20 protein-coding genes are annotated in these 19543 nt (G+C 53.7%); 14 read left to right on the plus strand and 6 right to left on the minus strand.

Annotated features, from left to right (window positions below):
• Positions 1-4 precede the first annotated feature (4 nt).
• The 10 genes from ruvB to IZU99_04415 all read left to right on the plus strand — a co-directional run bounded on the left by ruvB (position 5) and on the right by IZU99_04415 (position 8317).
• Positions 5-1060, plus strand: coding sequence for a Holliday junction branch migration DNA helicase RuvB (ruvB, locus tag IZU99_04370; GenBank protein UOO38492.1), 1056 nt, complete (start codon positions 5-7; stop codon positions 1058-1060).
• Positions 1061-1266: 206 nt separating this feature from the next.
• Positions 1267-2616: a phosphoglucosamine mutase gene (locus tag IZU99_04375; protein UOO38493.1), complete on the plus strand. Its 1350-nt coding sequence runs from the start codon at positions 1267-1269 to the stop codon at positions 2614-2616.
• A gap of 114 nt (positions 2617-2730) precedes the next feature.
• Complete coding sequence (locus tag IZU99_04380) at positions 2731-3333, plus strand: sigma-70 family RNA polymerase sigma factor (protein ID UOO38494.1); 603 nt, start codon at positions 2731-2733, stop codon at positions 3331-3333.
• A gap of 65 nt (positions 3334-3398) precedes the next feature.
• Positions 3399-3674 (plus strand): zinc-ribbon domain containing protein, encoded by a 276-nt coding sequence (locus tag IZU99_04385; GenBank protein ID UOO38495.1) that lies wholly within the window; start codon positions 3399-3401, stop codon positions 3672-3674.
• A gap of 248 nt (positions 3675-3922) precedes the next feature.
• Complete coding sequence (locus IZU99_04390; GenBank protein ID UOO38496.1) at positions 3923-4123, plus strand: DUF1858 domain-containing protein; 201 nt, start codon at positions 3923-3925, stop codon at positions 4121-4123.
• A 55-nt stretch (positions 4124-4178) separates the two neighbouring features.
• Positions 4179-4871: an SAM-dependent methyltransferase gene (locus IZU99_04395; protein ID UOO38497.1), complete on the plus strand. Its 693-nt coding sequence runs from the start codon at positions 4179-4181 to the stop codon at positions 4869-4871.
• The gene (locus IZU99_04400) at positions 4865-5653 is read left to right on the plus strand and encodes a Nif3-like dinuclear metal center hexameric protein (protein UOO38498.1); all 789 of its coding nucleotides are present in this window, start codon (positions 4865-4867) and stop codon (positions 5651-5653) included. The genes IZU99_04395 and IZU99_04400 overlap by 7 nt, the downstream gene beginning before the upstream one ends.
• Before the next feature lie 124 nt (positions 5654-5777).
• The gene (locus IZU99_04405) at positions 5778-6395 is read left to right on the plus strand and encodes an ECF transporter S component (GenBank protein ID UOO38499.1); all 618 of its coding nucleotides are present in this window, start codon (positions 5778-5780) and stop codon (positions 6393-6395) included.
• A 14-nt stretch (positions 6396-6409) separates the two neighbouring features.
• On the plus strand, positions 6410-7180 hold the full coding sequence (locus IZU99_04410; GenBank protein ID UOO38500.1) for a type III pantothenate kinase: 771 nt from the start codon (positions 6410-6412) through the stop codon (positions 7178-7180).
• Between the two features lie 135 nt (positions 7181-7315).
• Positions 7316-8317, plus strand: a complete 1002-nt coding sequence (locus IZU99_04415; GenBank protein UOO38501.1) for a potassium channel protein — start codon at positions 7316-7318, stop codon at positions 8315-8317.
• Between the two features lie 84 nt (positions 8318-8401).
• Here IZU99_04415 and IZU99_04420 read toward each other — a convergent pair whose 3' ends face one another.
• Positions 8402-11824 carry a pyruvate carboxylase gene (locus IZU99_04420; GenBank protein UOO38502.1) on the minus strand — a complete coding sequence of 1141 codons (3423 nt, stop codon included), beginning with the start codon at positions 11822-11824 and terminating at the stop codon, positions 8402-8404.
• Between the two features lie 344 nt (positions 11825-12168).
• Between IZU99_04420 and ruvX the strand changes: the two genes are divergently transcribed.
• Positions 12169-12579 (plus strand): Holliday junction resolvase RuvX, encoded by a 411-nt coding sequence (gene ruvX, locus IZU99_04425; protein ID UOO38503.1) that lies wholly within the window; start codon positions 12169-12171, stop codon positions 12577-12579.
• Positions 12580-12589: 10 nt separating this feature from the next.
• Here ruvX and IZU99_04430 read toward each other — a convergent pair whose 3' ends face one another.
• From IZU99_04430 to ytvI, 3 genes are read right to left on the minus strand one after another with little or no spacing between them, the layout of a single operon-like run.
• Complete coding sequence (locus IZU99_04430) at positions 12590-12967, minus strand: sulfite exporter TauE/SafE family protein (protein UOO38742.1); 378 nt, start codon at positions 12965-12967, stop codon at positions 12590-12592.
• Positions 12968-12981: 14 nt separating this feature from the next.
• Entirely contained in the window at positions 12982-13335 is a 354-nt protein-coding gene (locus IZU99_04435) for a TSUP family transporter (protein UOO38504.1), read from the minus strand.
• Positions 13336-13361: 26 nt separating this feature from the next.
• Positions 13362-14435: a sporulation integral membrane protein YtvI gene (gene ytvI / locus IZU99_04440; protein ID UOO38505.1), complete on the minus strand. Its 1074-nt coding sequence runs from the start codon at positions 14433-14435 to the stop codon at positions 13362-13364.
• A gap of 156 nt (positions 14436-14591) precedes the next feature.
• Here ytvI and IZU99_04445 point away from each other — a divergent pair, with 156 nt between their 5' ends.
• Positions 14592-15794 (plus strand): homoserine dehydrogenase, encoded by a 1203-nt coding sequence (locus IZU99_04445; GenBank protein UOO38506.1) that lies wholly within the window; start codon positions 14592-14594, stop codon positions 15792-15794.
• 70 nt (positions 15795-15864) lie between these two features.
• The gene (locus IZU99_04450; protein ID UOO38507.1) at positions 15865-17073 is read left to right on the plus strand and encodes an aspartate kinase; all 1209 of its coding nucleotides are present in this window, start codon (positions 15865-15867) and stop codon (positions 17071-17073) included.
• 69 nt (positions 17074-17142) lie between these two features.
• Here IZU99_04450 and IZU99_04455 read toward each other — a convergent pair whose 3' ends face one another.
• Positions 17143-18345 (minus strand): FprA family A-type flavoprotein, encoded by a 1203-nt coding sequence (locus tag IZU99_04455; GenBank protein UOO38508.1) that lies wholly within the window; start codon positions 18343-18345, stop codon positions 17143-17145.
• 216 nt (positions 18346-18561) lie between these two features.
• On the opposite strand from IZU99_04455, the gene IZU99_04460 reads away from it, so the two are divergent.
• Positions 18562-18786 carry a 4Fe-4S binding protein gene (locus IZU99_04460; protein UOO38509.1) on the plus strand — a complete coding sequence of 75 codons (225 nt, stop codon included), beginning with the start codon at positions 18562-18564 and terminating at the stop codon, positions 18784-18786.
• Positions 18787-18858: 72 nt separating this feature from the next.
• Here the strand turns inward: IZU99_04460 and IZU99_04465 are convergent, their stop codons facing one another.
• On the minus strand, positions 18859-19512 hold the full coding sequence (locus tag IZU99_04465) for a DUF1638 domain-containing protein (protein UOO38510.1): 654 nt from the start codon (positions 19510-19512) through the stop codon (positions 18859-18861).
• Between the last annotated feature and the right edge of the window lie 31 nt (positions 19513-19543).

Below are 19543 nucleotides of genomic sequence, written 5' to 3' on the forward strand. Positions count from 1 at the left end.
ACATATGAGTATTGATTTTACCGATAACAGAAAAAAAGAAGGAGCCGACGACGAGGTGCTGCTCACCACGTCTTTTCTCCGGGAGGATGACGGCGAGGGCAGCCTGCGCCCGCAGTCGCTGACGGAGTACGTCGGTCAGGAGAAGGCGAAGGCAAACCTCGCCATCTTCATCGAAGGTGCGCGCCGCCGCAATGAGCCACTGGACCACGTCTTGCTGCACGGCCCCCCGGGTCTCGGGAAGACGACGCTAGCCGCCATCATCGCCAATGAAATGGGCGTGACACTGCGAAAAACATCCGGCCCGGCGATTGAAAAACCGAAGGATTTGGCGGCGCTCCTCACCAATTTGAATGAGAACGATATACTGTTTATTGACGAGATTCACCGGATGAACCGCGCCATCGAGGAAATCCTGTACCCTGCGATGGAGGATAAGCAGATCGATATTATCATCGGCCAGGGACCTGCCGCGACCTCTATCTGTCTGGAGCTCAAGAGCTTTACGCTCGTCGGTGCGACGACGCGGTCGGGCCAGCTCTCTTCACCGCTGCGGGATCGCTTCGGCATCGACCTCAAGCTGGAGCTGTATACGCCGGAGGAGCTCCGCGGGATTGTCGAACGCTCCGCAAAGCTGCTTGGGATTCCGACAGAACCGGATGGCGCGCGTGAAATTGCTTCCCGCAGCCGCGGCACGCCGCGTATTGCCAACAGGCTCTTGCGCCGCGTGCGCGATTTTGCCGAAGTCATGGGCAGCGGCGTCATCACCTACGAGACGGCAGATATGGCGCTCTCACAGCTGGAAATTGACCGCACAGGCCTGGACGCCATTGACAGGCGGCTTCTGGAGAGCATTATCAGAAATTACGGCGGCGGCCCTGTCGGGCTTGAGACAATTGCCGCCACCATTAACGAGGAGTCGGTGACACTGGAAGACGTCTATGAGCCTTTCCTTATGCAGCAGGGCTTTTTAACGCGAACGCCGCGCGGGCGGTGCGTTACGCGCCTGGCCTACGAGCATTTGGGGCTTGTGTTTGCCGGAAATGATCAATTGAGTTTTTGATATGAAATGCTGGCGGGCCAAGTCGGTCCCGCCCTGCGAAGAATTAATTTATGGCTTCCCCTTGGGGAAGCTGGCGAGCGAAGCGAGACTGATGAGGTAATCTTTCCGCGTTACAAAGAACCCTCGTCCGTCACGGCTTTCAGTCGTGCCACCTTCCCCAAAGGGAAGGCTCTGTAAGTTCGCTACTATTTTAAAGGAATGATTACATGGGAAAATATTTCGGGACGGACGGCATCCGCGGCATCGTCAATGAGACGCTGGACGCGGAAACGGCCTACCGTGTCGGTTGTGCCGCCGCGACTGTTTTAGCGGCGGACGACGGGCGCAAGCCGCTCATCCTGATCGGGAAGGATACGCGCCTATCGTCCGATATGCTGGAGGCGGCGCTCATTGCCGGAATATGCTCCGCGGGGGCGGACGTCATGCCTCTCGGCGTTCTGCCAACGCCCGCCGTCGCCTTTTTAACGGTGCGCCTTGGCGCCCAGCTGGGCATTGTCATCTCCGCGTCACACAATCCGTATGAGCATAACGGCATCAAAATATTTGATCAAAGCGGGTTTAAGCTCTCAGACGCTATGGAAGAGCGCATTGAGCGCATGATTGACGGTGAATACCCTACCAGTCGCAAAACGCACAACGGGCTCGGCCGCGTTTTAAAAGATGATGGGCGGGGCAGTGACCTTTATATCGATTATCTCGCGCACGCGGCACCGGCGCCGATCAGCGGCCTGCGTGTCGCGGTTGATTGTGCCAACGGCGCCGCCTCGTCGACGGCGGCGCGCCTGTTCTCCAAATTCGATATTACCTTTGAAATCCTATCCGACCATCCCAACGGCACGAATATCAACGACGGCTGCGGTTCAACGCATATCGGCCGCCTACAGGACTTTGTGCGCACGGGTGGTTTTGATCTCGGCTTTGCCTTTGACGGGGACGCCGACCGCTGCCTTGTTGTCGACGAAAACGGCGACGCCGTCGACGGCGATAAGATGATGGCTGTGATGGGCCGGTTTATGAAGGAAAAGGGGACGCTTAAAAATAATGCCGTCATTGCTACCGTGATGTCAAACCTCGGCTTTCATGAATTTGCCGCTCAAAACGGCATTGAGCTCCTCTGCGCCGCAGTCGGCGACCGAAACGTTCTGGAAATGATGCAGGCGCGCGGCGGAAACCTCGGCGGTGAACAATCCGGCCATATCATTTTTCTCGATGATATGACGACGGGTGACGGGCAGTTGGCCGCCGTCAAATTCATGAGCGTTGTCTCGGCGTCACAAAAGCCTGTCTCTGTTTTAACACGCGATGTACCGCAGTACCCGCAGGTGCTGCTCAACCAGCCGATTAGCGGCGGCAACAGCGCCAAAGAGGCGATCATGGATAGCAGCGCCCTTCAGGAAGCTGTCTCAGCCGAAGAAAAAAAGCTTGGGGCGTCAGGCCGTATCCTTGTCCGCCCGTCTGGGACGGAGGCGCTCATCCGCGTCATGGTAGAGGCTAAAACGCAGGAAACGGCTTTAAACACCGCGAATAGTCTCATAAATTTGATAAAATCGCTATAAATTGTCAGGGGTTTTAAGAATTTATATAAAATTTTAACGAAAATGCTTGACATAATGACCGCCGGACTCTATAATTTGAACAGCATGTGTCAGTTTTTCTAATTCGGTATATTTATGAGTAAATTTTACAGTAACCGCGATGCGGAACTTACGAACCTGGCTTCCACCGGAGACGCATCAGCCGAAGAGGAACTCATCGCTGAATATAGCCGGCTTGTGAAAGCATGTGCGCGTCCCTATTTTTTGGCAGGCGGCGACAGCGAGGATTTGATTCAAGAAGGCATGCTCGGTCTCTTGTCGGCAGTCAGGCATTTTGATCCCGCCAAAGAGGTTCAGTTTAAAACTTACGCAGAATTTTGTATCAGAAGGCGTTTAATCAGCGCCATTAAAACGGCTTCCCGGTTTAAGCATACACCGCTGAATGACTATGTATCGTTGGAATCTCCCGAGCTTGACGAGAATAATACCCAAGGGTTGTTTTCTTTGCGCGATCCTGAAGAGTTTGTTATAGCGAGAGAGCGTGTTCATGAAATTACAGACTGTTTGTTTGGCTCTCTGTCCCGATTTGAATCAAACGTCTTGGGGCTGTATTTGGAAGGTTTCTCCTACGAGGAGATGGCTCTGAAAGTGAATAAACCCCAAAAATCGGTGGACAATGCTGTGCAGAGGATCAGGAAAAAGCTTGCACACCTGTTAAATTACGGCGATAATCAGTGAAAGCTGAGCGCAAATAAAAAAACCCGAAAGGGTAAAGTATTTTTTGTCAAAAGAGAGGTTTCATCATGTACGAAGACAAGACATTAGTATGCAAGGAATGCGGCAGCGAATTCATTTTCACCGCCGGTGAGCAGGAGTTTTATGCCGAGCGCGGTTTCCAGAACGAGCCGCAGCGCTGCAAGAACTGCCGTGACATGCGCAAGAATGCTGCCCGTGGCCCCAGAGAGTATTTCAAGGCCACCTGCGCTTCCTGCGGCAATGAGGCGAAGGTTCCCTTCGAGCCCAAGTCTGACCGTCCGGTCTACTGCAGCGACTGCTTTGCAAAGATGAGAGAGGCTTAATCGCCGGATAATTTGAACGAACGGCCGCTCCGCGGCTGACGATCAGCAAAATAAGAGTCAAAGCGCTGTAAAAACAGGGCCTTGGCTCTTGTGTGCTTTTATGGTCATTTACTGCCGCATATTCATCATCGCTGAAAATAGACAGAAAAAGGATACTTTTTAAAGCAAGCTGTTGAAATTGTGAAATTATTAGGATATAATATAGACAGCAAGGTCTTTTATATTTAGAAATATTGGAGGCATATTTGATGTCGCAGATTACAAAAGATACGGTCATTGCGGATATTCTCACGATTGCGCCGGAGTCGGCACCCTTGTTCATGTCAATCGGCATGCACTGCCTCGGCTGCGCCATGGCAAGCGGCGAGACGCTTGGCGAAGCGTGCGAGGTTCACGGCGTTGATATCGATGAGTTTATCGTGAAGCTCAACGAATTAGTCAACGAATAATTAACAGGCGGTGAAAGGCGGGGGCTTGCCCCCGCTTTTTCAGTACAGGTGCCAAATGAAAAAAGATACGCTTTCAAACAGACTCCAATCCGTCTGTGCGTTTATAAAGCCGGGCGCCGTCGTTGCCGATGTCGGCACCGATCACGGTTATCTCCCGGCGCATCTAGCCGCTGTCGACCCGGCAGCGCGCCTGATTGCCGCCGATATCAAAAAAGGCCCCCTTGACCGGGCGCGCCGGACAGCCCGCGACGCGGGTGTTTATGACAGGATTTCGTTTATCCAGACGGACGGGCTCATCGGGATATCGGGCATCGGGGTTGACCATATCGTCCTTGCCGGTCTCGGCGGGGAAGTGATGATCAAAATCCTATCCGAAGCGCCGTGGACGCGATGTGACGCCATACGCCTAATTCTCCAGCCGCAGTCAAAGGCCGACGTGCTTATCTCCTGGCTGCATGACAGCGGCTACGATATCTGTGACGCCGTCCTCGCTGAAGACGGCGGCCGGATTTATCTTGTGATGCTGGCAGGCGGGCAAACGGAGTCGACGCACACGAACCCGCTCAATATCCTGCTGCATCGGAAAGACCCCCTGCTGCCGGAATACCTCATGGGGCAGCTGGAGAAAACGGAAAGGGCGCTTTCTGGCCTTTCAAAAGCTACGCGCTCTCAAGGCGGCGCGCGCGCCAGCCTTGAAAAGAAGCTGGATGAACTTAATCGCTTCAAAAAGGAGACGGACGCATGGTAACAGTCGCCGATGTAAAAAATAAGCTCGAAGGGATCGCGCCCCTTGGGCTGAAGATGGAATTTGACAATGTTGGCTTTCTTGTGGGCTTTTCCGAGCGCCCTGTCACGCGGATTCTCGTCAGTCTCGATATTACAGACGCAGTTATCCAAGAGGCGTCATCGCACGGAGCCGAGCTCATCGTCTCGCACCACCCGCTTTTCTTTTCGCTCAAAAGCGTGACGGATACCGACAAGATCGGGCGTAAAGTCACCGCTCTTTTATCCGGCGGTATATCGGCAATCTGTCTGCACACAAATCTGGACGCCGCCGCAGGCGGCGTCAACGACGCGCTTGCTGCCACGGTCGGCCTTTGTGATGTCGGCCTGCTCGGCGTTGACGGGTGGGAGGCCGAGCAGCCGTTTTCCTACGGCCGTTGCGGGCATCTTTCGAAACCCGCCGCGCTGCCCGATTTTCTCGCATCGGTCAAAAATGCCCTGAAGACAAATGGGCTGCGCTATCACGATGCCGGGCGCACTGTTCATAAAGTCGCCGTTGTCGGCGGCTCTGGCGGCAGCAGTCTCGGGCAGGCCATTGCCGCCGGGTGCGATACGCTCCTGACGGCGGATGTCAAATACGATGTCTTCCTTGAGGCCAAGGAATGCGGCATCAATCTCATCGACGGTGACCATTTCTGCACGGAAAACGTGGTGACGCCCGTTTTGGCGGAAACACTCACGGCAGCCTTTCCGGGCCTTGCGGTCACAATATCGGGAATACACGGCCAAACGGCGCAGTTTTTTTAACTGCGCGACTTGAAAAAATCAGGCCGATTCGGTAAAATGTCGGCACGGATTTTATGTTCACACCGAGAAGTCGGTTATTAATGCGCTGCATTTTCGAACGAAAAGCGGCAGCAGGGAGGATTTTATGCAAAGTGCAAACATTAGTTCGCGTGTTTTGCTTCTGGCCAGGATGGCGGTTTTAATCGCCATCGTCATCATCATGACAGTATTTAATTTCGGCAATATCCCCGTCGGCCCGATCGTTGCGACAGTTTATCAGGTTCCTGTTATCATCGGTGCCGTTCTGCTTGGGCCTGTCGCAGGTTCCGTTTTAGGCGGGATTTGGGGGCTCTTATGCTTTTATCTCGCCGTAACGGGTCAGACGACGGATATCGTGGCGCTAGGCACCGTCGCCCAAGAGCCTCTGGCTTATTTTGTCATCGCATTTGTCCCGCGCGTTTTGACTGGGCTGTTTGCGGGTTATGTTTACAAACTGAGCAATCATTTGCTGAAACAGAAAAAAGATGTCGTTTCCTTTGGTATATCCGGTGTTCTAGGATCGCTGACGAATACCGTCTTTTATCTCGGCGCGTTGTATTTGCTGGCAAAAGAGATTATTGCGGATAAGTATCAGCTGGCACTCGGCGCCGTGCTGCCTCTTGTCGGGACTGTTGCCCTAACAAACGGTCTTGCCGAGGCGGCTGTTTCGTGCATACTTGTCATCGGCGTCTGCAAAGCGCTCCGGTATTTTAAAATCGCATAGAAAGGGAGAAGCCCATGCTGCTTGCCATCGATGTCGGTAATTCCAATATTGTCATCGGCTGTATTGACGGCGGCGAGATTTCACACGTCTTCCGCATGCTGACCGATATTTCAAGAACCGAGTGTGAGTATGCCGTTGGCATTAAAAACATTCTCGAATTTGAAGGTATCCGCTGCGACGGGTTCGACGGGGCGATCATCTCGTCTGTTGTGCCGCCGCTCCTGCCGGTGCTGAAGACAGCCGTCAAAAGTCTCACCGGTCTTGACGCGCTCGTCGTCGGTGCCGGGGTGAAGACGGGGATGAATATTCTGATCGACAATCCCGCGCAGCTTGGCAGTGACCTCGTGGCAGACGGTGTTGCCGCTATTGCCACATATCGCCTGCCGGTCATTGTTTTTGATATGGGGACGGCGACGACGATCTCCGTTATTGACAAGAACGGCAGTTATATCGGTGGCGCGATTTACCCGGGCGTTGCCCTGTCGATGAACGCCCTGTCAAGCGGGACGTCGCAGCTGCCGAAGGTGCCGATTGAACCGCCGTCAAAGGCTGTCAGCGGCAACACGATTGACTGCATGAAAAGCGGCGCCATTTTCGGTACGGCGTCAATGATTGACGGCATGATTGACCGGATGGAGGCGGAACTCTCCATGAAGGCCACCGTCGTTGCCACCGGCGGCCTGTCCGCGCGGATTATCCCATACTGCCGTCATGAAATCATCCATGATGAAAACCTTCTTTTGCGAGGCCTTTTTATTATTTACGAGAAGAACAAAAAGAAATAACCAAAGCGGAGGCGCACGGCGCCTCCGCCTCCTTTACCGGATGGATACGCTGTGCCGATCATGTCTGCACGGTGCTGGACGGCTGCGTGTGCACTCTGGTATACTGTCGATAAATAAACGATGAGGATGATATCTGTGCATAATGGGCGAAAATTGGCGCTTGTTCTGAGCTTATTGCTGGCGCTGTTTGTTGTCGGTGTAACGGGTTATATGTTCTTTCTGCACGTCGGATTTATCGACGCGTTGTATATGACGGTCATTACGATTTCAACGGTCGGCTTCAGCGAGGTCGCCAAGATGACGGACGCCGCCAAGCTGTTTTCCATCGTTATAATTTTTGCAGGGCTTTCCATTGTCGGCTATAGCTTTACAAGCCTCGTTACCTTTATTTTTGAAGGCAATATCAAGAATGCATGGAGGAGAAGGCGTATGTCTGCAAAAATCAGCGCGCTTAATAGTCATTACATTGTTTGCGGTGCCGGAGACGTCGGGCATACGGTGATCGAGTATTTTAAAGACAGCGGCGTGGATTTCATTGTGATCGAAAAGGATGCCGATCGCCACGATGAACTCGTTGAGGAGAGTGTTCTGACAATTTTAGGCGACGCCACACACGAGGAAACGCTTCATAAAGCCGGTATTATGCAAGCGAAGGGCATGGTTTGCACGCTGTCGTCAGACACCGACAATGTTTTTACCGTGCTGACAGCCAGAGGACTCAACGAGCAGATATATATCGTCGCCAGAGCCGTCGAGCGTACGGCCCACAACAAACTCATTAAAGCCGGCGCCAACAAAACAATTTCCCCAAATGAAATCGGCGGTCAAAGAATCGCTGCGGCAATGATCCGCCCATCCGTCACGTCCTTTCTCGATGTGATGACCCGCACAGGGGATGTGATGCTTGATATTGAAGAGGTTATCATTACGCCGCAGTCGTCCATCGCCGGAAAAAACCTGAGCGAGGCAAAGATACCGGAGCAGACGGGGCTCATTGTCCTGGCGCTCAAAAAGAAGGACGAGAGCAATGTTAAAATTAATCCCAGAGCGAATGAGGTTCTCGGTGCCGGTGACAGTATTATCGTCATCGGAACGAGCGATCAGGTGGACAGGCTGGAGGCCATCGTCAGCGCGTAAAGGGCATCAGCCCGTTTGCATTTACCCGTTTTCATAATAAAAAACTGCCTTCCCGGTGGGAAGGCAGTTTTGTTTATGCTGTTTTTATTTGATTTCCACGAGCAGCTCACCGGCTTTAACGGTTTGCCCCGCGCTGACGAGCACCTTGTCAACGGTGCCAGCCATTCGGGCAACGACGCTCGTCTCCATTTTCATGGCCTCGATGACGGCGAGCACCTGATTTTCCTCAACCGTATCGCCGACAGCGACATTGATTTTAGACACCATACCGGGGATCGACGCGCCGACCTGCGCTTTGTCCTCCGGGTCAGCCAGCGTGACATGCTTCGTCGTATCCGCGACCGTCGGGTCGGGGACGGCGACGTCGCGGCGCATGCCGTTGAGCTCAAAGTGGACGTTGCGCGTGCCGTCGTCATTCGTCGTGCCAAGGCCAAGGTATTTGATAACGAGCGTTTTGCCGTCCTCAATGGTGATCTGCGTCGTCTCGCCGACCTCCATGCCCTCGAAGAAGACGTGGCTGTTCATGTTGGCGATATCGCCGTATTCCTGACTGTGCTCGAAGTAATCGGCGAGGACCTTCGGATACAAACACCAAGAGATAAGGTCGCGCTCTTTCGGATTGGGGATGTATTTCTTGACGTCCTTTTCAATGGCGTCAAAGTCGACTGGCGGCAAAAGCTCGCCGGGGCGGCAGGTAATCGGTTTTTCGCCTTTTAAGACGACGCGCTGCAAATCCTCCGGGAAGCCCCAGGCAGGCTGGCCCATCATGCCCTTAAAATAGCTGACGACGGAATCGGGGAAGGTGAGTGCCTCGCCCTTTTGGGCAACGTTTTCTGCCGTCAGATTGTTCTGCACCATGAAGATGGCGAGGTCGCCGACCATCTTGGACGACGGCGTGACCTTGACGAGGTCACCGAGCATGTCGTTGACGGTTTTGTACATCTCCTTGACCTCGTCAAAGCGGCTGCCGAGACCGAGGGAGACGACCTGCGGTTGCAGATTTGTATATTGGCCACCGGGGATCTCATAGCGGTAAATCTCCGTCATGGGGTTTTTCAGGCCACTGTCAAAGCAGATATAGCGGTCGCGCACGTCGGCCCAGTACTCTTCAAGCGCCTGCAGGCGCTCGAGATCAAAGCCCGTGTCGCGCTCGGTACCCTGCAGGGCCGCTACGACGGAGTTCATCGACGGCTGGGAGGTGAGGGAGGACATGGAGGCGATGGCCGTGTCGGCAATGTCAACACCGGCCTCGGCAGCCAGAAGGATTGCCGCAACCTGATTGCCGCTCGTATCGTGCGTGTGGAAGCGGACAGGGATACCGACCTCCTGCTTGAGCGCCGCCACAAGCTTTTTCGCCGCGTAGGGCTTCAGCAAGCCGGACATATCCTTGATTGCCAAAATGTGCGCACCGCGCTTTTCGACCTCTTTGGCAAAATCGACATAGTATTTCAGCGTGTACTTGTCACGCTTCGGGTCGAGAATGTCGCCGGTGTAGCAGACGGCGGCCTCGCAAATCTTATTCTGCTTCAAAACCTCGTCCATCGCGATTTCCATGCCGGGAATCCAGTTGAGCGAGTCGAAGATACGGAAGACATCGATCCCGCCCTTGGCGGCCTCCGCGATAAAGGCGCGGACGAGATTATCGGGATAGTTGGTGTAGCCGACGGCGTTGGAGCCGCGCAGGAGCATCTGGAACATAATGTTCGGGATTTTCTGCCGGAGCTTTTCAAGACGATCCCAAGGGGACTCGTGCAGGAAGCGGTATGCCACGTCAAACGTTGCGCCGCCCCACATCTCCAAAGCAAAGCAGTCGGCAAGGATATCGGCCGTCCCTTCCGCAGCCATGAGCATGTCATGCGTGCGCAGGCGCGTTGAGAAGAGCGACTGGTGCGCGTCGCGCATCGTTGTATCACCAATGAGGAGCTTTTTCTGATCCAGCACCCAGTTTTTAACGGCATCGGGGCCCTCAAGGTCTAAAAGCTGTTTTAAGCCGTTACCAACGGGCTTCTGTGGCTCCGGGTAGCGCGGCTCGGCGTAGGGCTGGCGGGATGCGTCGGGTGTCGCCACCTGAATACCGGCAATGTATTTAAGCACGCGTGTGCCTCTGTCGCGTGAGCCGGTGAATTCAAACAGCTCCGGCGTGTTGTCGATAAATTTCGTATAACAGTCGCCGGAGAGGAAAACAGGGTGATGGAGGATATTTGTAACGAAGGGGATATTCGTCTTAACGCCGCGGATATGCAGCTCGTTGATGGCGCGCGAGGCCTTGCGGCAGACGCCCGGGAACGTGTTGTCCCAGACGGTGACCTTGACGAGCAGGGAATCATAGTACGGTGAGATGGTAACGCCTGTCGCGGCGTTGCCGCCGTCGAGACGGACGCCAAAGCCGCCGCCGGAACGGTAGGACGTTATTTTGCCGGTGTCGGGGGCAAAGCTGTTGGCCGGGTCCTCCGTCGTCACGCGGCATTGAATGGCAAAGCCGTTCATCCGGAGGTCAGCCTGACTTGTCAGGCCGATTTCGGGGTGGCTGAGCGGATGGCCCTCGGCAATCAAAATCTGCGCTCTGACAAGGTCAACACCCGTCACCATTTCAGTCACGGTGTGCTCAACCTGAATGCGCGGGTTCATCTCGATAAAATAGTGGCCGCCATTCTTGTCGACAAGGAATTCAACCGTACCGGCGTTCACATAGCCGACAGACTTGGCAATTTTGACGGCGTCGTCGTAAAGCTTCCGCCGCGTCTCCTCGGGAACGGAAAACGCCGGGGCAAATTCAACGACCTTCTGGTAGCGCCGCTGCAGCGAGCAGTCGCGCTCGCCGAGGTGCAGAACGTTGCCGTGTGCGTCGGCCAGAATCTGAACTTCTATATGCTTTGGATCGACGAGGAATTTTTCAATAAAGATATCGTCATTGCCGAAGGCCTTGATGGCCTCGCTTTTAACGAGGTGAAAAGACGGCTCAACCTCCTCCGGCGTGTCACAGCGGCGCATACCGCGCCCCCCGCCGCCGCCGGCGGCCTTGAGAATAACAGGAAACCCGAATGAAATGGCCTTTTCAAGCGCCTCCTCAGCGCTCTTCAAAGGCGTCGTCGTGCCCGGAATAACGGGGACATCGCAGGCAACGGCGATGGCCTTTGCCGAGAGCTTGTCACCCATCTTCTCCAAAACGCCGGACGGCGGGCCGACAAAAATAATGCCCGCCGCCTCGCAGGCTTTGGCAAAATCGGCGTTCTCAGACAAAAAGCCGTATCCCGGATGAATGGCGTCAACATGGTGCTGCTTGGCAAGGCTGATGATGGTTGGGATGTCCAGATAGGCGCCAAGCGGGCTTTTGTTTTTGCCGATCAGGTATGCCTCGTCGGCATGTGTCCGAAACAGGCTGAGTGTGTCCTCGTTGGAGTACATGGCGACCGTTTTAAGGCCGAGGTCATAGCAAGCCCTGAAAATTCTTATGGCGATCTCACCGCGGTTGGCGGCAAGAACTTTGTATATTTTTTGTTCGCTCATATAAGGCCTCCCTCTAAAAATGCAGGAAATAGGATGCAATGTTGCAATTTCATTATAAACGCCTTTACCAAAAAGAGCAAGATGCCAGAAGTATTTTAATGTAAATCATGATAATTGTCAATTAAATACTTAAAGGCTTTAATGCAGTTGTCGCATTTACCGGAACGCGTCCAGGCCCCTTGGTATGGGCGGCATGAATTTTGCATAAAAAATTATTCATCATGCAAAGATTCGGGTTTTTATCAACAGAAAGGGTGTCTTCAACTTTTTCGTTCATTTGCCGAAAAGGTTGAGATAACGTCCAATAACAGATATAATAAGCAAAAAAACAAGGAGGCGGCGTCATGCGCATCATGGCGGTTGACTATGGAGACGCGCGGACGGGGATTGCCGTGTCCGACGCCACGGGTCTTTTAGCGGGTGAGGCGTTCGTTATCACCGAATGGTCGGAAGAGCGTCTTGCGGAAAAAATAGCTGACGCGGCACAAAGCCGCGGCGTGACGAATGTTGTATTAGGGTACCCAAAGAATATGGACGGGACGCTCGGCCCCAGGGCCGAAAAAAGCGCGGCACTGGCCGCGGCGCTTCGCGAAAAATTTGGTCTCGACGTCGTCTTGTGGGACGAGCGGCGGACCACGGTTGACGCCCACCGTATCCTCTCCGAAACAGGCGTACGTGGTAAAAAACGCAAACAGACGGTTGACGCCGTCGCCGCGTCACTCATTTTGGAGGGGTATCTCCAAAGTCTCCGGTAAGACGGCCGCGTTAGCGGCCGTTTTTCTTTTTCCGCACGACGCGCAATACCTCGGACAGGCCGACCAATATGATAAAAACACCAAAGATTTTACGCATGGTGGCGGCGCTTAAAACAGAGGCCGCAAACGAGCCGCCTAGAGCCGTTGTCACACCCGCCAAAACGGCGGGGTATGCCAGAACCTTCTCGACAAGCCCGTTGCGGATATGCGATATGAGCGCCGTTACAGACGTTGGCAGGAAATAGAGCAGATTGACGCCCTGGGCCGCCTGCTGCGGGAGGCGTGCCAAAACAGTCATGTAAATGATGAGCAGCGAGCCGCCGCCGATGCCCCAAGCCGATAAAACGCCTGTCGCGAGACCGGCGAGCACATCAAAAAGAAATGCCAGCGAAAAGCCCGTCGTCAAACAAAGCACCGAATGCCGCCGTAAATCAGCAGCAGGCCGAAAACAAGGCGCAACAGCCGCGTGGGGACGCGCGTAAAAAGGCGCCCGCCGAAATAGCCGCCGATGATACCGCCGAGGAGATAAGGCAGGGCAAGCATTAAATCGGTGCGCGAGCGGAGCAGATAGACACCGGCAGAGACGGCGCACAGCGGCAAAATAATGAAAACGGAGGTTGCAAAGGCCCGCCGCTCCTCCAGCTTGACCCAGCGGAGCAGGAGCGGCAGGAGCAGCATGCCGCCGCCCGCACCAAAAAAGCCGTTAACGGCACCGGCCAGCGCCCCGGCTACGGCGCATTTTTCTTTTTGTGTCATGGCATGTCCTCCTGCCTTGTGGTTTGTCAGCTTTTCCAAAGACGAATGTAGCCCTTGTCGTTGAGGTGCTTAATCATAATGAGCCCAATTGGGAAGAGAACCATCCCGATAACGCCGACCGTACAAAAGCCGACGTATATGGCAATGAGCGTGGCAATCGGCGGCAAGCCGATTTGCTTGCCGATAAGCTTCGGCTCGAGAATGTTCCGGAAGAGGGCGTTGACGCCAAAGAGCACGATGAGCGTAACGGCCGTCTGATAATTACCGCCAAGCAGCAAAACGAGAGCCCACGGCACTAAGACGGTGCCGGAACCAAGGACGGGCAGCGCATCCACAACGGCGACGAGCAGCGCCAGCAGAATGGCGGGTTCTATCCGGAGGACTAAAAAAGCGACGGCCATCTCCAGAAAGGTGATGCCGGATAACATCAGTTCCGCTTTGATCCATTTGCCAAACGTTTCAAACAAGTCATTTTTAATGTCGCCCAGCGTTTTATGGCGGCTCCGCGGTATCTGCCGGAAAACAAACAAGCGTACCTCGTGCCAGCTGCTGCTGATAAAAAAAACACTGACGGCGCAGGTCAGAAAAAATAGGACGAGCTTCGGTGTGAAGCGGGCGGCATCCGTCAAAAGACCGAGAATTTTTCCGGAGAGCGTTGCGGGCAGCTCGGCTGTCTTGTCTCCGAATCCGTCAAGTGCATTTTTCAGGTAATTCTGGATTTCCGGCGGTGCCGACCCGATGGCGGCATTGAGCCGGTCGCTGATAAGCCCGATCGTCTTAGACAGGCTCATCAGAATGGAAGGCATGTTTTTTACAAGCCCCGTCAATTCGATGACGGCGCGCCCGATGATAAGCGCCGTGAGGCCGGTAAGTGCCGCGAAGATGACGACGGTGCAAAGCCCGGCGGCGTAGGAGCGGCGGAAATGAAAATGCGCCGTCAAAAAACGGACAGCCGGTTCCATCAATTGGGCGATAACAAAGCCCACAATAAACGGCAGAAGCCACGGCAAAGCAAAGCGCAGAAGAAACCAGACGGCAAGCACGCCGACAGCGCCGTAAGCGAAATACAGTGCCCGGCGCAGATGTTTGTTTTCCGGCATTATCATCACCACACCTCCGGCCAGCTGCCGACAAATTATGAGATTTGAGCGCTCAAAACGGTTGCAGAATATAGGAACCTATGGTAGTATACTTAATTACGAAAAGGTATATACGCGGTTTACAGCCGTTTAAATGATTAAGGTGTGTGATTTTGGATGTTCGATATTGCGATCCTGGGTTTCGGCACGGTCGGTTCCGGTGTTTTGGAGGTTATTGAAAAAAATTCGGATATGATAACCCAAAACGCAGGTCAGGAGATCCGGGTCAAATATATTGTCGACGTCCGGGATTTTTCAGGGACGCCGTATGAAAAGCTCGTTGTCAAGGATTTTGCCGTTGTTGAAAACGACGCGGATGTTAGGCTTGTTGTCGAGACGATCGGCGGCGCGGGCGTGGCGTATGATTTTACGCGCCGCAGCCTCCTGGCCGGAAAGAGCGTCGTCACCTCCAACAAAGAGCTTGTCGCCAAGCACGGGTTCGAGCTGACGCAGCTCGCGCGCGAAAAAAACGTCAATTATCTGTTTGAAGCCAGCGTCGGCGGCGGCATCCCGATCATCCGCCCGCTGACGCAGTGTCTGGCCGCCAACAAAATCAATGAAATCTATGGCATTTTAAACGGCACCACGAATTACATTTTAACCGAAATGGTGAAAAACGGCGTCTCCTTTGACGCGGCGCTGCGTGACGCGCAGCAGAAGGGTTACGCCGAGGCAAACCCGGAGGCCGACATCAAAGGTCATGACGTCTGCCGCAAAATCTGCATTTTATCGGCCTTGTGCTTCGGCCGCCACGTCTATCCCGATCAGGTGCCGACGGAAGGCATCGAGGCCGTCACGCTGGACGATATCAACTTTGCGTCCGGCATCGGCTATAAAATCAAGCTGCTCGGACGCGCCGTCAGTCTGGACGGTGACTGCATTTCCGCCTATGTCGCCCCACACCTTGTCGGTGACGATAACATGATTTCCGGCGTTGAGGGCGTTATGAACGGTATTTTCGTCCGTGGCAATGCCATTGGCGACGTGATGTTTTACGGGGCCGGTGCCGGTAAGCTGCCGACGGCTAGCGCCGTTGTCGCCGATGTGATTGACGCGTCAAAGCATATTGGTTCCCGTAAATGGCTCAGCTGGTCGGAAGGCGACCCGGACCTCATTGCCGATCCTGCGCTGCTGGAAAGCGCGTGGTATGTCCGTGCCGCCGCCGATGCCGACACTGTCCGCCGCGCTGTCGGCGCGGTGACGATTATCGGTGAGCGCGCCGGGGAGACAGCCTTCACAACGGCTGTCATGAACAAAATGAAGGCGGACGACCTTTTAAAAAAGCTTTCGGTGCGCGCGGCGTTCCGAATCATCGACTGAGCGGACCTGTTATGATCTTATGCGCCGCAATGTGGTGCCATTATGGCAAAAGCGGCAATGGAGGATATTTATGGCGCTAATTGTTCAGAAATTTGGTGGCAGCTCCGTGGCGGACGCCGAGAGAATCCGTCGTGTGGCAGGGATTATTGCCGACACCTTTGTCGACAACAACGATGTCGTCGTTGTTCTGTCCGCGCAGGGGGATACAACGGATGACCTTATCGAGAAAGCCGCGGAAATAAACGACCACCCGTCAAAGCGGGAAATGGATATGCTGCTGGCCACTGGAGAGCAGATTTCAATCTCCTTAATGGCGATGGCTCTGGAAAAAATGGGCCTTCCCGTCGTCTCCCTAACGGGCTGGCAAATCGGCATGCAGACAAATTCCGATTACGGCAGCGCGCGCATCAAGCAGGTTACATGCGAGCGCATCCGGGAAGAGCTTGATAAGCGCCGAATCGTCCTTGTTGCCGGATTTCAGGGCATCAATAAGCATGACGATATCACAACGCTCGGGCGCGGCGGGTCGGATACGTCGGCCGTCGCCATTGCCGCGTCGATGAACGCCGATCTCTGCCAGATTTACACCGACGTGGAGGGTGTTTACACAAGTGACCCGCGCAAGGTGCCCAATGCGCACAAGCTTGAAGAAATTACGTACGACGAAATGCTGGAGCTCGCGTCACTCGGCGCGCAGGTTCTGCATAACCGCTCGGTGGAAATGGCCAAACGGTACGGCGTCGACCTGGAGGTGCTCTCCAGCTTTGTCAGAAAGCCCGGCACAAAAGTCAAGGAGGTTACGAAAGTGGAGCAGACAAAAATCAGCGGTATCGCCAAGGATGCCGACGTCGCGCGCATTGCGCTCATCGGTCTCAAGGACGAACCGGGTATCGCCTTTAAGGTGTTCAGGGTTCTGGCCAAAGCCAAAATCAATGTCGATATCATTCTCCAGTCCATCGGCAGAAACAATACGCAGGACATCAGCTTTACTATAGCCAAGGGTGATATGCTTCAGGCGGAAAAGGTGCTTCGTGAGGCGCAGGATGCCATTGGCTTTACGGATATCAGCGTGACGTCTAATGTCGCCAAGGTCAGCATCGTCGGCGCCGGGATGATGTCCTCATCCGGCATCGCCGCCATCATGTTTGAAGCGCTTTATGACGCTAAGGTCAATATCAATATGATCTCCACAAGTGAAATCAAGGTCTCCGTCCTCGTCGATGCCGACGATGCCGACAGAGCCGTTTCCGCCATCCACGCCAAGTTCTTTGAAAACTAATGGTTGCCATCATGCCATAAAAAAACAGACGCGCCCAAAAGGCACGTCTGTTTTTTTATTTAAGACAGTTTATAGCGATTTGGCAAAGCGGACGCCAAAGTCAAAGGCTTCCTGGAGCTCCGTTTCAGACGGGACAAAGCGGCAGCGGCAGCCGTCCTCAAAAACATCAACATTGAGGGATTTCAAATGCGTCGACAGCAGGGGCAGCGCCTCGCCGCTCCAGCCGTACGAGCCAAAAAGGGCGGCACGGCGACCCTTGCAGTTTGTCCCCTCCAGCATATGAATCAATTCCCAGACAGGCGGCAGGGCGTTTTTATTAATTGTCGGTGAGCCGATGCAAAACGCGTCGGCCTCGTTAATCGTCTCACACAGGGAGCAAGGGGAGACGTGCACCAGGTCGTACATGCTCACAGCTGCCTCCGGCAAGACATGATTAATTCCCTCGGCAATTTTCACGGCCATACGGGCCGTACAGCCATAGGCGCTGCAATAAAAAATCGGAATAACGGGGTGCTCATGCCGCTTCGGGGTGCTCCAGTCGTCATAGGCGAGCATGGCTTCCTCCAGGAAAACGCCGCGCCGGAGCACAGGGCCGTGACTGGGGCAGACATACTTCACATCAAGTGCCTTGAGCTTATCAAGCCCTTTTTGGACATAAGGCTTAAACGGGCCGAATATGGCGTCAAAATAGGATTTGAACGTCTGATAGTACGCCTGCTTGTACTGCACCAGCGCGTCCGACATTGTCGGCTCGCAGAAGTGCGTCCCAAGAAAATCGCAGGTGAAAGCAATCTGATCCTGCTCAAACCAGGTAAACATGGAATCCGGCCAATGGAGAAAGGGCGCGTGGATAAATTGCAGCGTTTTGCCACCGCCAATATCAAGCGTTTCCCCATCTCGGACAGCCCGCATGTTGATCATCGGGTCGTTCGTAATAAATGGAAGATAAATTTTGCCGGCGGGCGACGTCAGGATTTGAATCTGTGGGGCAATCTTGATCAGGCGCTCAAGAGAGCCAGAATGGTCGGGCTCGTTGTGATTTAAAATAATATAGTCAAGGCTTTTCAAATCGACAAGGCTTTTGACGTTTTCAATATATTCTTCAAAATGGCGGGCGTGTACAGTATCAATCAGGACATTTTTTTCACCTTTTAATAAATAGGCGTTGTACGATGTGCCGTATTCCGTTTTCATAACAACGTCAAAGACGCGCAATGCGGGGTTCAGCACACCGACAGAGTAAAGACCGTCCATGAGCTTTATGACACTCATATCGATGACCTCGTTTCTAAAGTATTATGTCAATTTTATATGAAGGCGTGATTGGACGCAACAAAAACAATATACAACGCTAAAAAAATACAAAAAAGAGCAAAAAAAGTACAAGCATAATGCAAAAAGTTCCGAAAATGATGGTGATTTTATCACGGATAATACCCCCCGGGGGTGGTATACTTCAAACATCATTTGGAATTGAGGTGTGATGAAATGCTCCAAAAAACAATCAGTAACAGCGGTGGAACGGATACCCCAACGCTGACCATCAATAAAAAACGCTGCCCACAGAATCATCCGTGCCCGTCCGTCCGGGTCTGTCCTGTCGGCGCGCTACATCAGAAAGGGTTTGACGCCCCCATCGTCGACGAAAAAAGCTGTATCAGCTGCGGTAAATGCGTCAAATTCTGCCCGATGCGCGCCATTGCCTTCGCATAATAGCGTCGGTTTATATCCCGTTAAATATGTCAGCAAAACCCGCATTCATCATGAATGCGGGTTTTGTATGTGTTAAGCATGCAGACTGGCTAAGGTAATTTCCGTTTGCGGGGCAACGGTGACGAAACGGCTTGAATCCCATGGGCCGGTGAGAAGCGCGGTGATGTAAGAAAAAGAGGCCGAAATAACCTTTTTTTCAAGCTCCAAAGCGGCTGCTATTTCATCTGTTATCGCGTGAATGGAGGCCACATCGTAACCACCCGTATCCAAAATACCGAGATACTTATAGTTACCCAGCATGGCGGAGAAAATGCGTTTGCCAGAGGCGATGCCGTACTTATTGACGGCGTACTGATACTCCGCCCAGATGTTGCGTTCACCCTCAAGGGAGCCTTTCGTCAGAAAATAGGTGCGTTCCAGCTTCCTTTTGGCCTCGGATGAACCGAGGAAAACAGCGATACAATCGTCAGCGCGCGGCAGAACGAGTTCAAAGCTGCCTGTTTTCAAGCCGACGACGGCGTTGCCGCAGAAGCCGAAGATCAGCAAGACTCGGTCCACATCATGAAGCCCGTCAAGCGTTTTTTGGAGCTCAAGGCGCAGCTTATCGGGAAAGTTATGCAGGCCGGATTCGAGCCATATGATCGGCTGTGAAAAACCGAGTGTGTCAAAAGCCGCCTCAAGCTCATGGTGGAACGACCGGCAGGCGATAATCATCGTTTTGCCCAAATTGACCTCACAACTTCAAAGACTGAAAGAA

Source organism: Oscillospiraceae bacterium CM, from assembly GCA_022870705.1.
Lineage (GTDB): Bacteria > Bacillota > Clostridia > Oscillospirales > Oscillospiraceae > Sporobacter.

What these genes read in the sequence shown, in the direction of transcription:
- ruvB (UOO38492.1), top strand. Translation starts at nt 5, where the DNA reads ATGAGTATTGATTTTACCGATAACAGAAAAAAAGAAGGAGCCGACGAC.
- IZU99_04445 (UOO38506.1), top strand. Translation starts at nt 14,592, where the DNA reads ATGTTCGATATTGCGATCCTGGGTTTCGGCACGGTCGGTTCCGGTGTT.
- IZU99_04410 (UOO38500.1), top strand. Translation starts at nt 6,410, where the DNA reads ATGCTGCTTGCCATCGATGTCGGTAATTCCAATATTGTCATCGGCTGT.
- IZU99_04375 (UOO38493.1), top strand. Translation starts at nt 1,267, where the DNA reads ATGGGAAAATATTTCGGGACGGACGGCATCCGCGGCATCGTCAATGAG.
- IZU99_04400 (UOO38498.1), top strand. Translation starts at nt 4,865, where the DNA reads ATGGTAACAGTCGCCGATGTAAAAAATAAGCTCGAAGGGATCGCGCCC.
- IZU99_04385 (UOO38495.1), top strand. Translation starts at nt 3,399, where the DNA reads ATGTACGAAGACAAGACATTAGTATGCAAGGAATGCGGCAGCGAATTC.
- IZU99_04380 (UOO38494.1), top strand. Translation starts at nt 2,731, where the DNA reads ATGAGTAAATTTTACAGTAACCGCGATGCGGAACTTACGAACCTGGCT.
- IZU99_04450 (UOO38507.1), top strand. Translation starts at nt 15,865, where the DNA reads ATGGCGCTAATTGTTCAGAAATTTGGTGGCAGCTCCGTGGCGGACGCC.
- IZU99_04405 (UOO38499.1), top strand. Translation starts at nt 5,778, where the DNA reads ATGCAAAGTGCAAACATTAGTTCGCGTGTTTTGCTTCTGGCCAGGATG.
- IZU99_04435 (UOO38504.1), bottom strand. Translation starts at nt 13,335, where the DNA reads ATGACACAAAAAGAAAAATGCGCCGTAGCCGGGGCGCTGGCCGGTGCC.
- IZU99_04460 (UOO38509.1), top strand. Translation starts at nt 18,562, where the DNA reads ATGCTCCAAAAAACAATCAGTAACAGCGGTGGAACGGATACCCCAACG.
- ytvI (UOO38505.1), bottom strand. Translation starts at nt 14,435, where the DNA reads ATGCCGGAAAACAAACATCTGCGCCGGGCACTGTATTTCGCTTACGGC.
- IZU99_04390 (UOO38496.1), top strand. Translation starts at nt 3,923, where the DNA reads ATGTCGCAGATTACAAAAGATACGGTCATTGCGGATATTCTCACGATT.
- IZU99_04455 (UOO38508.1), bottom strand. Translation starts at nt 18,345, where the DNA reads ATGAGTGTCATAAAGCTCATGGACGGTCTTTACTCTGTCGGTGTGCTG.
- IZU99_04420 (UOO38502.1), bottom strand. Translation starts at nt 11,824, where the DNA reads ATGAGCGAACAAAAAATATACAAAGTTCTTGCCGCCAACCGCGGTGAG.
- ruvX (UOO38503.1), top strand. Translation starts at nt 12,169, where the DNA reads ATGCGCATCATGGCGGTTGACTATGGAGACGCGCGGACGGGGATTGCC.
- IZU99_04395 (UOO38497.1), top strand. Translation starts at nt 4,179, where the DNA reads ATGAAAAAAGATACGCTTTCAAACAGACTCCAATCCGTCTGTGCGTTT.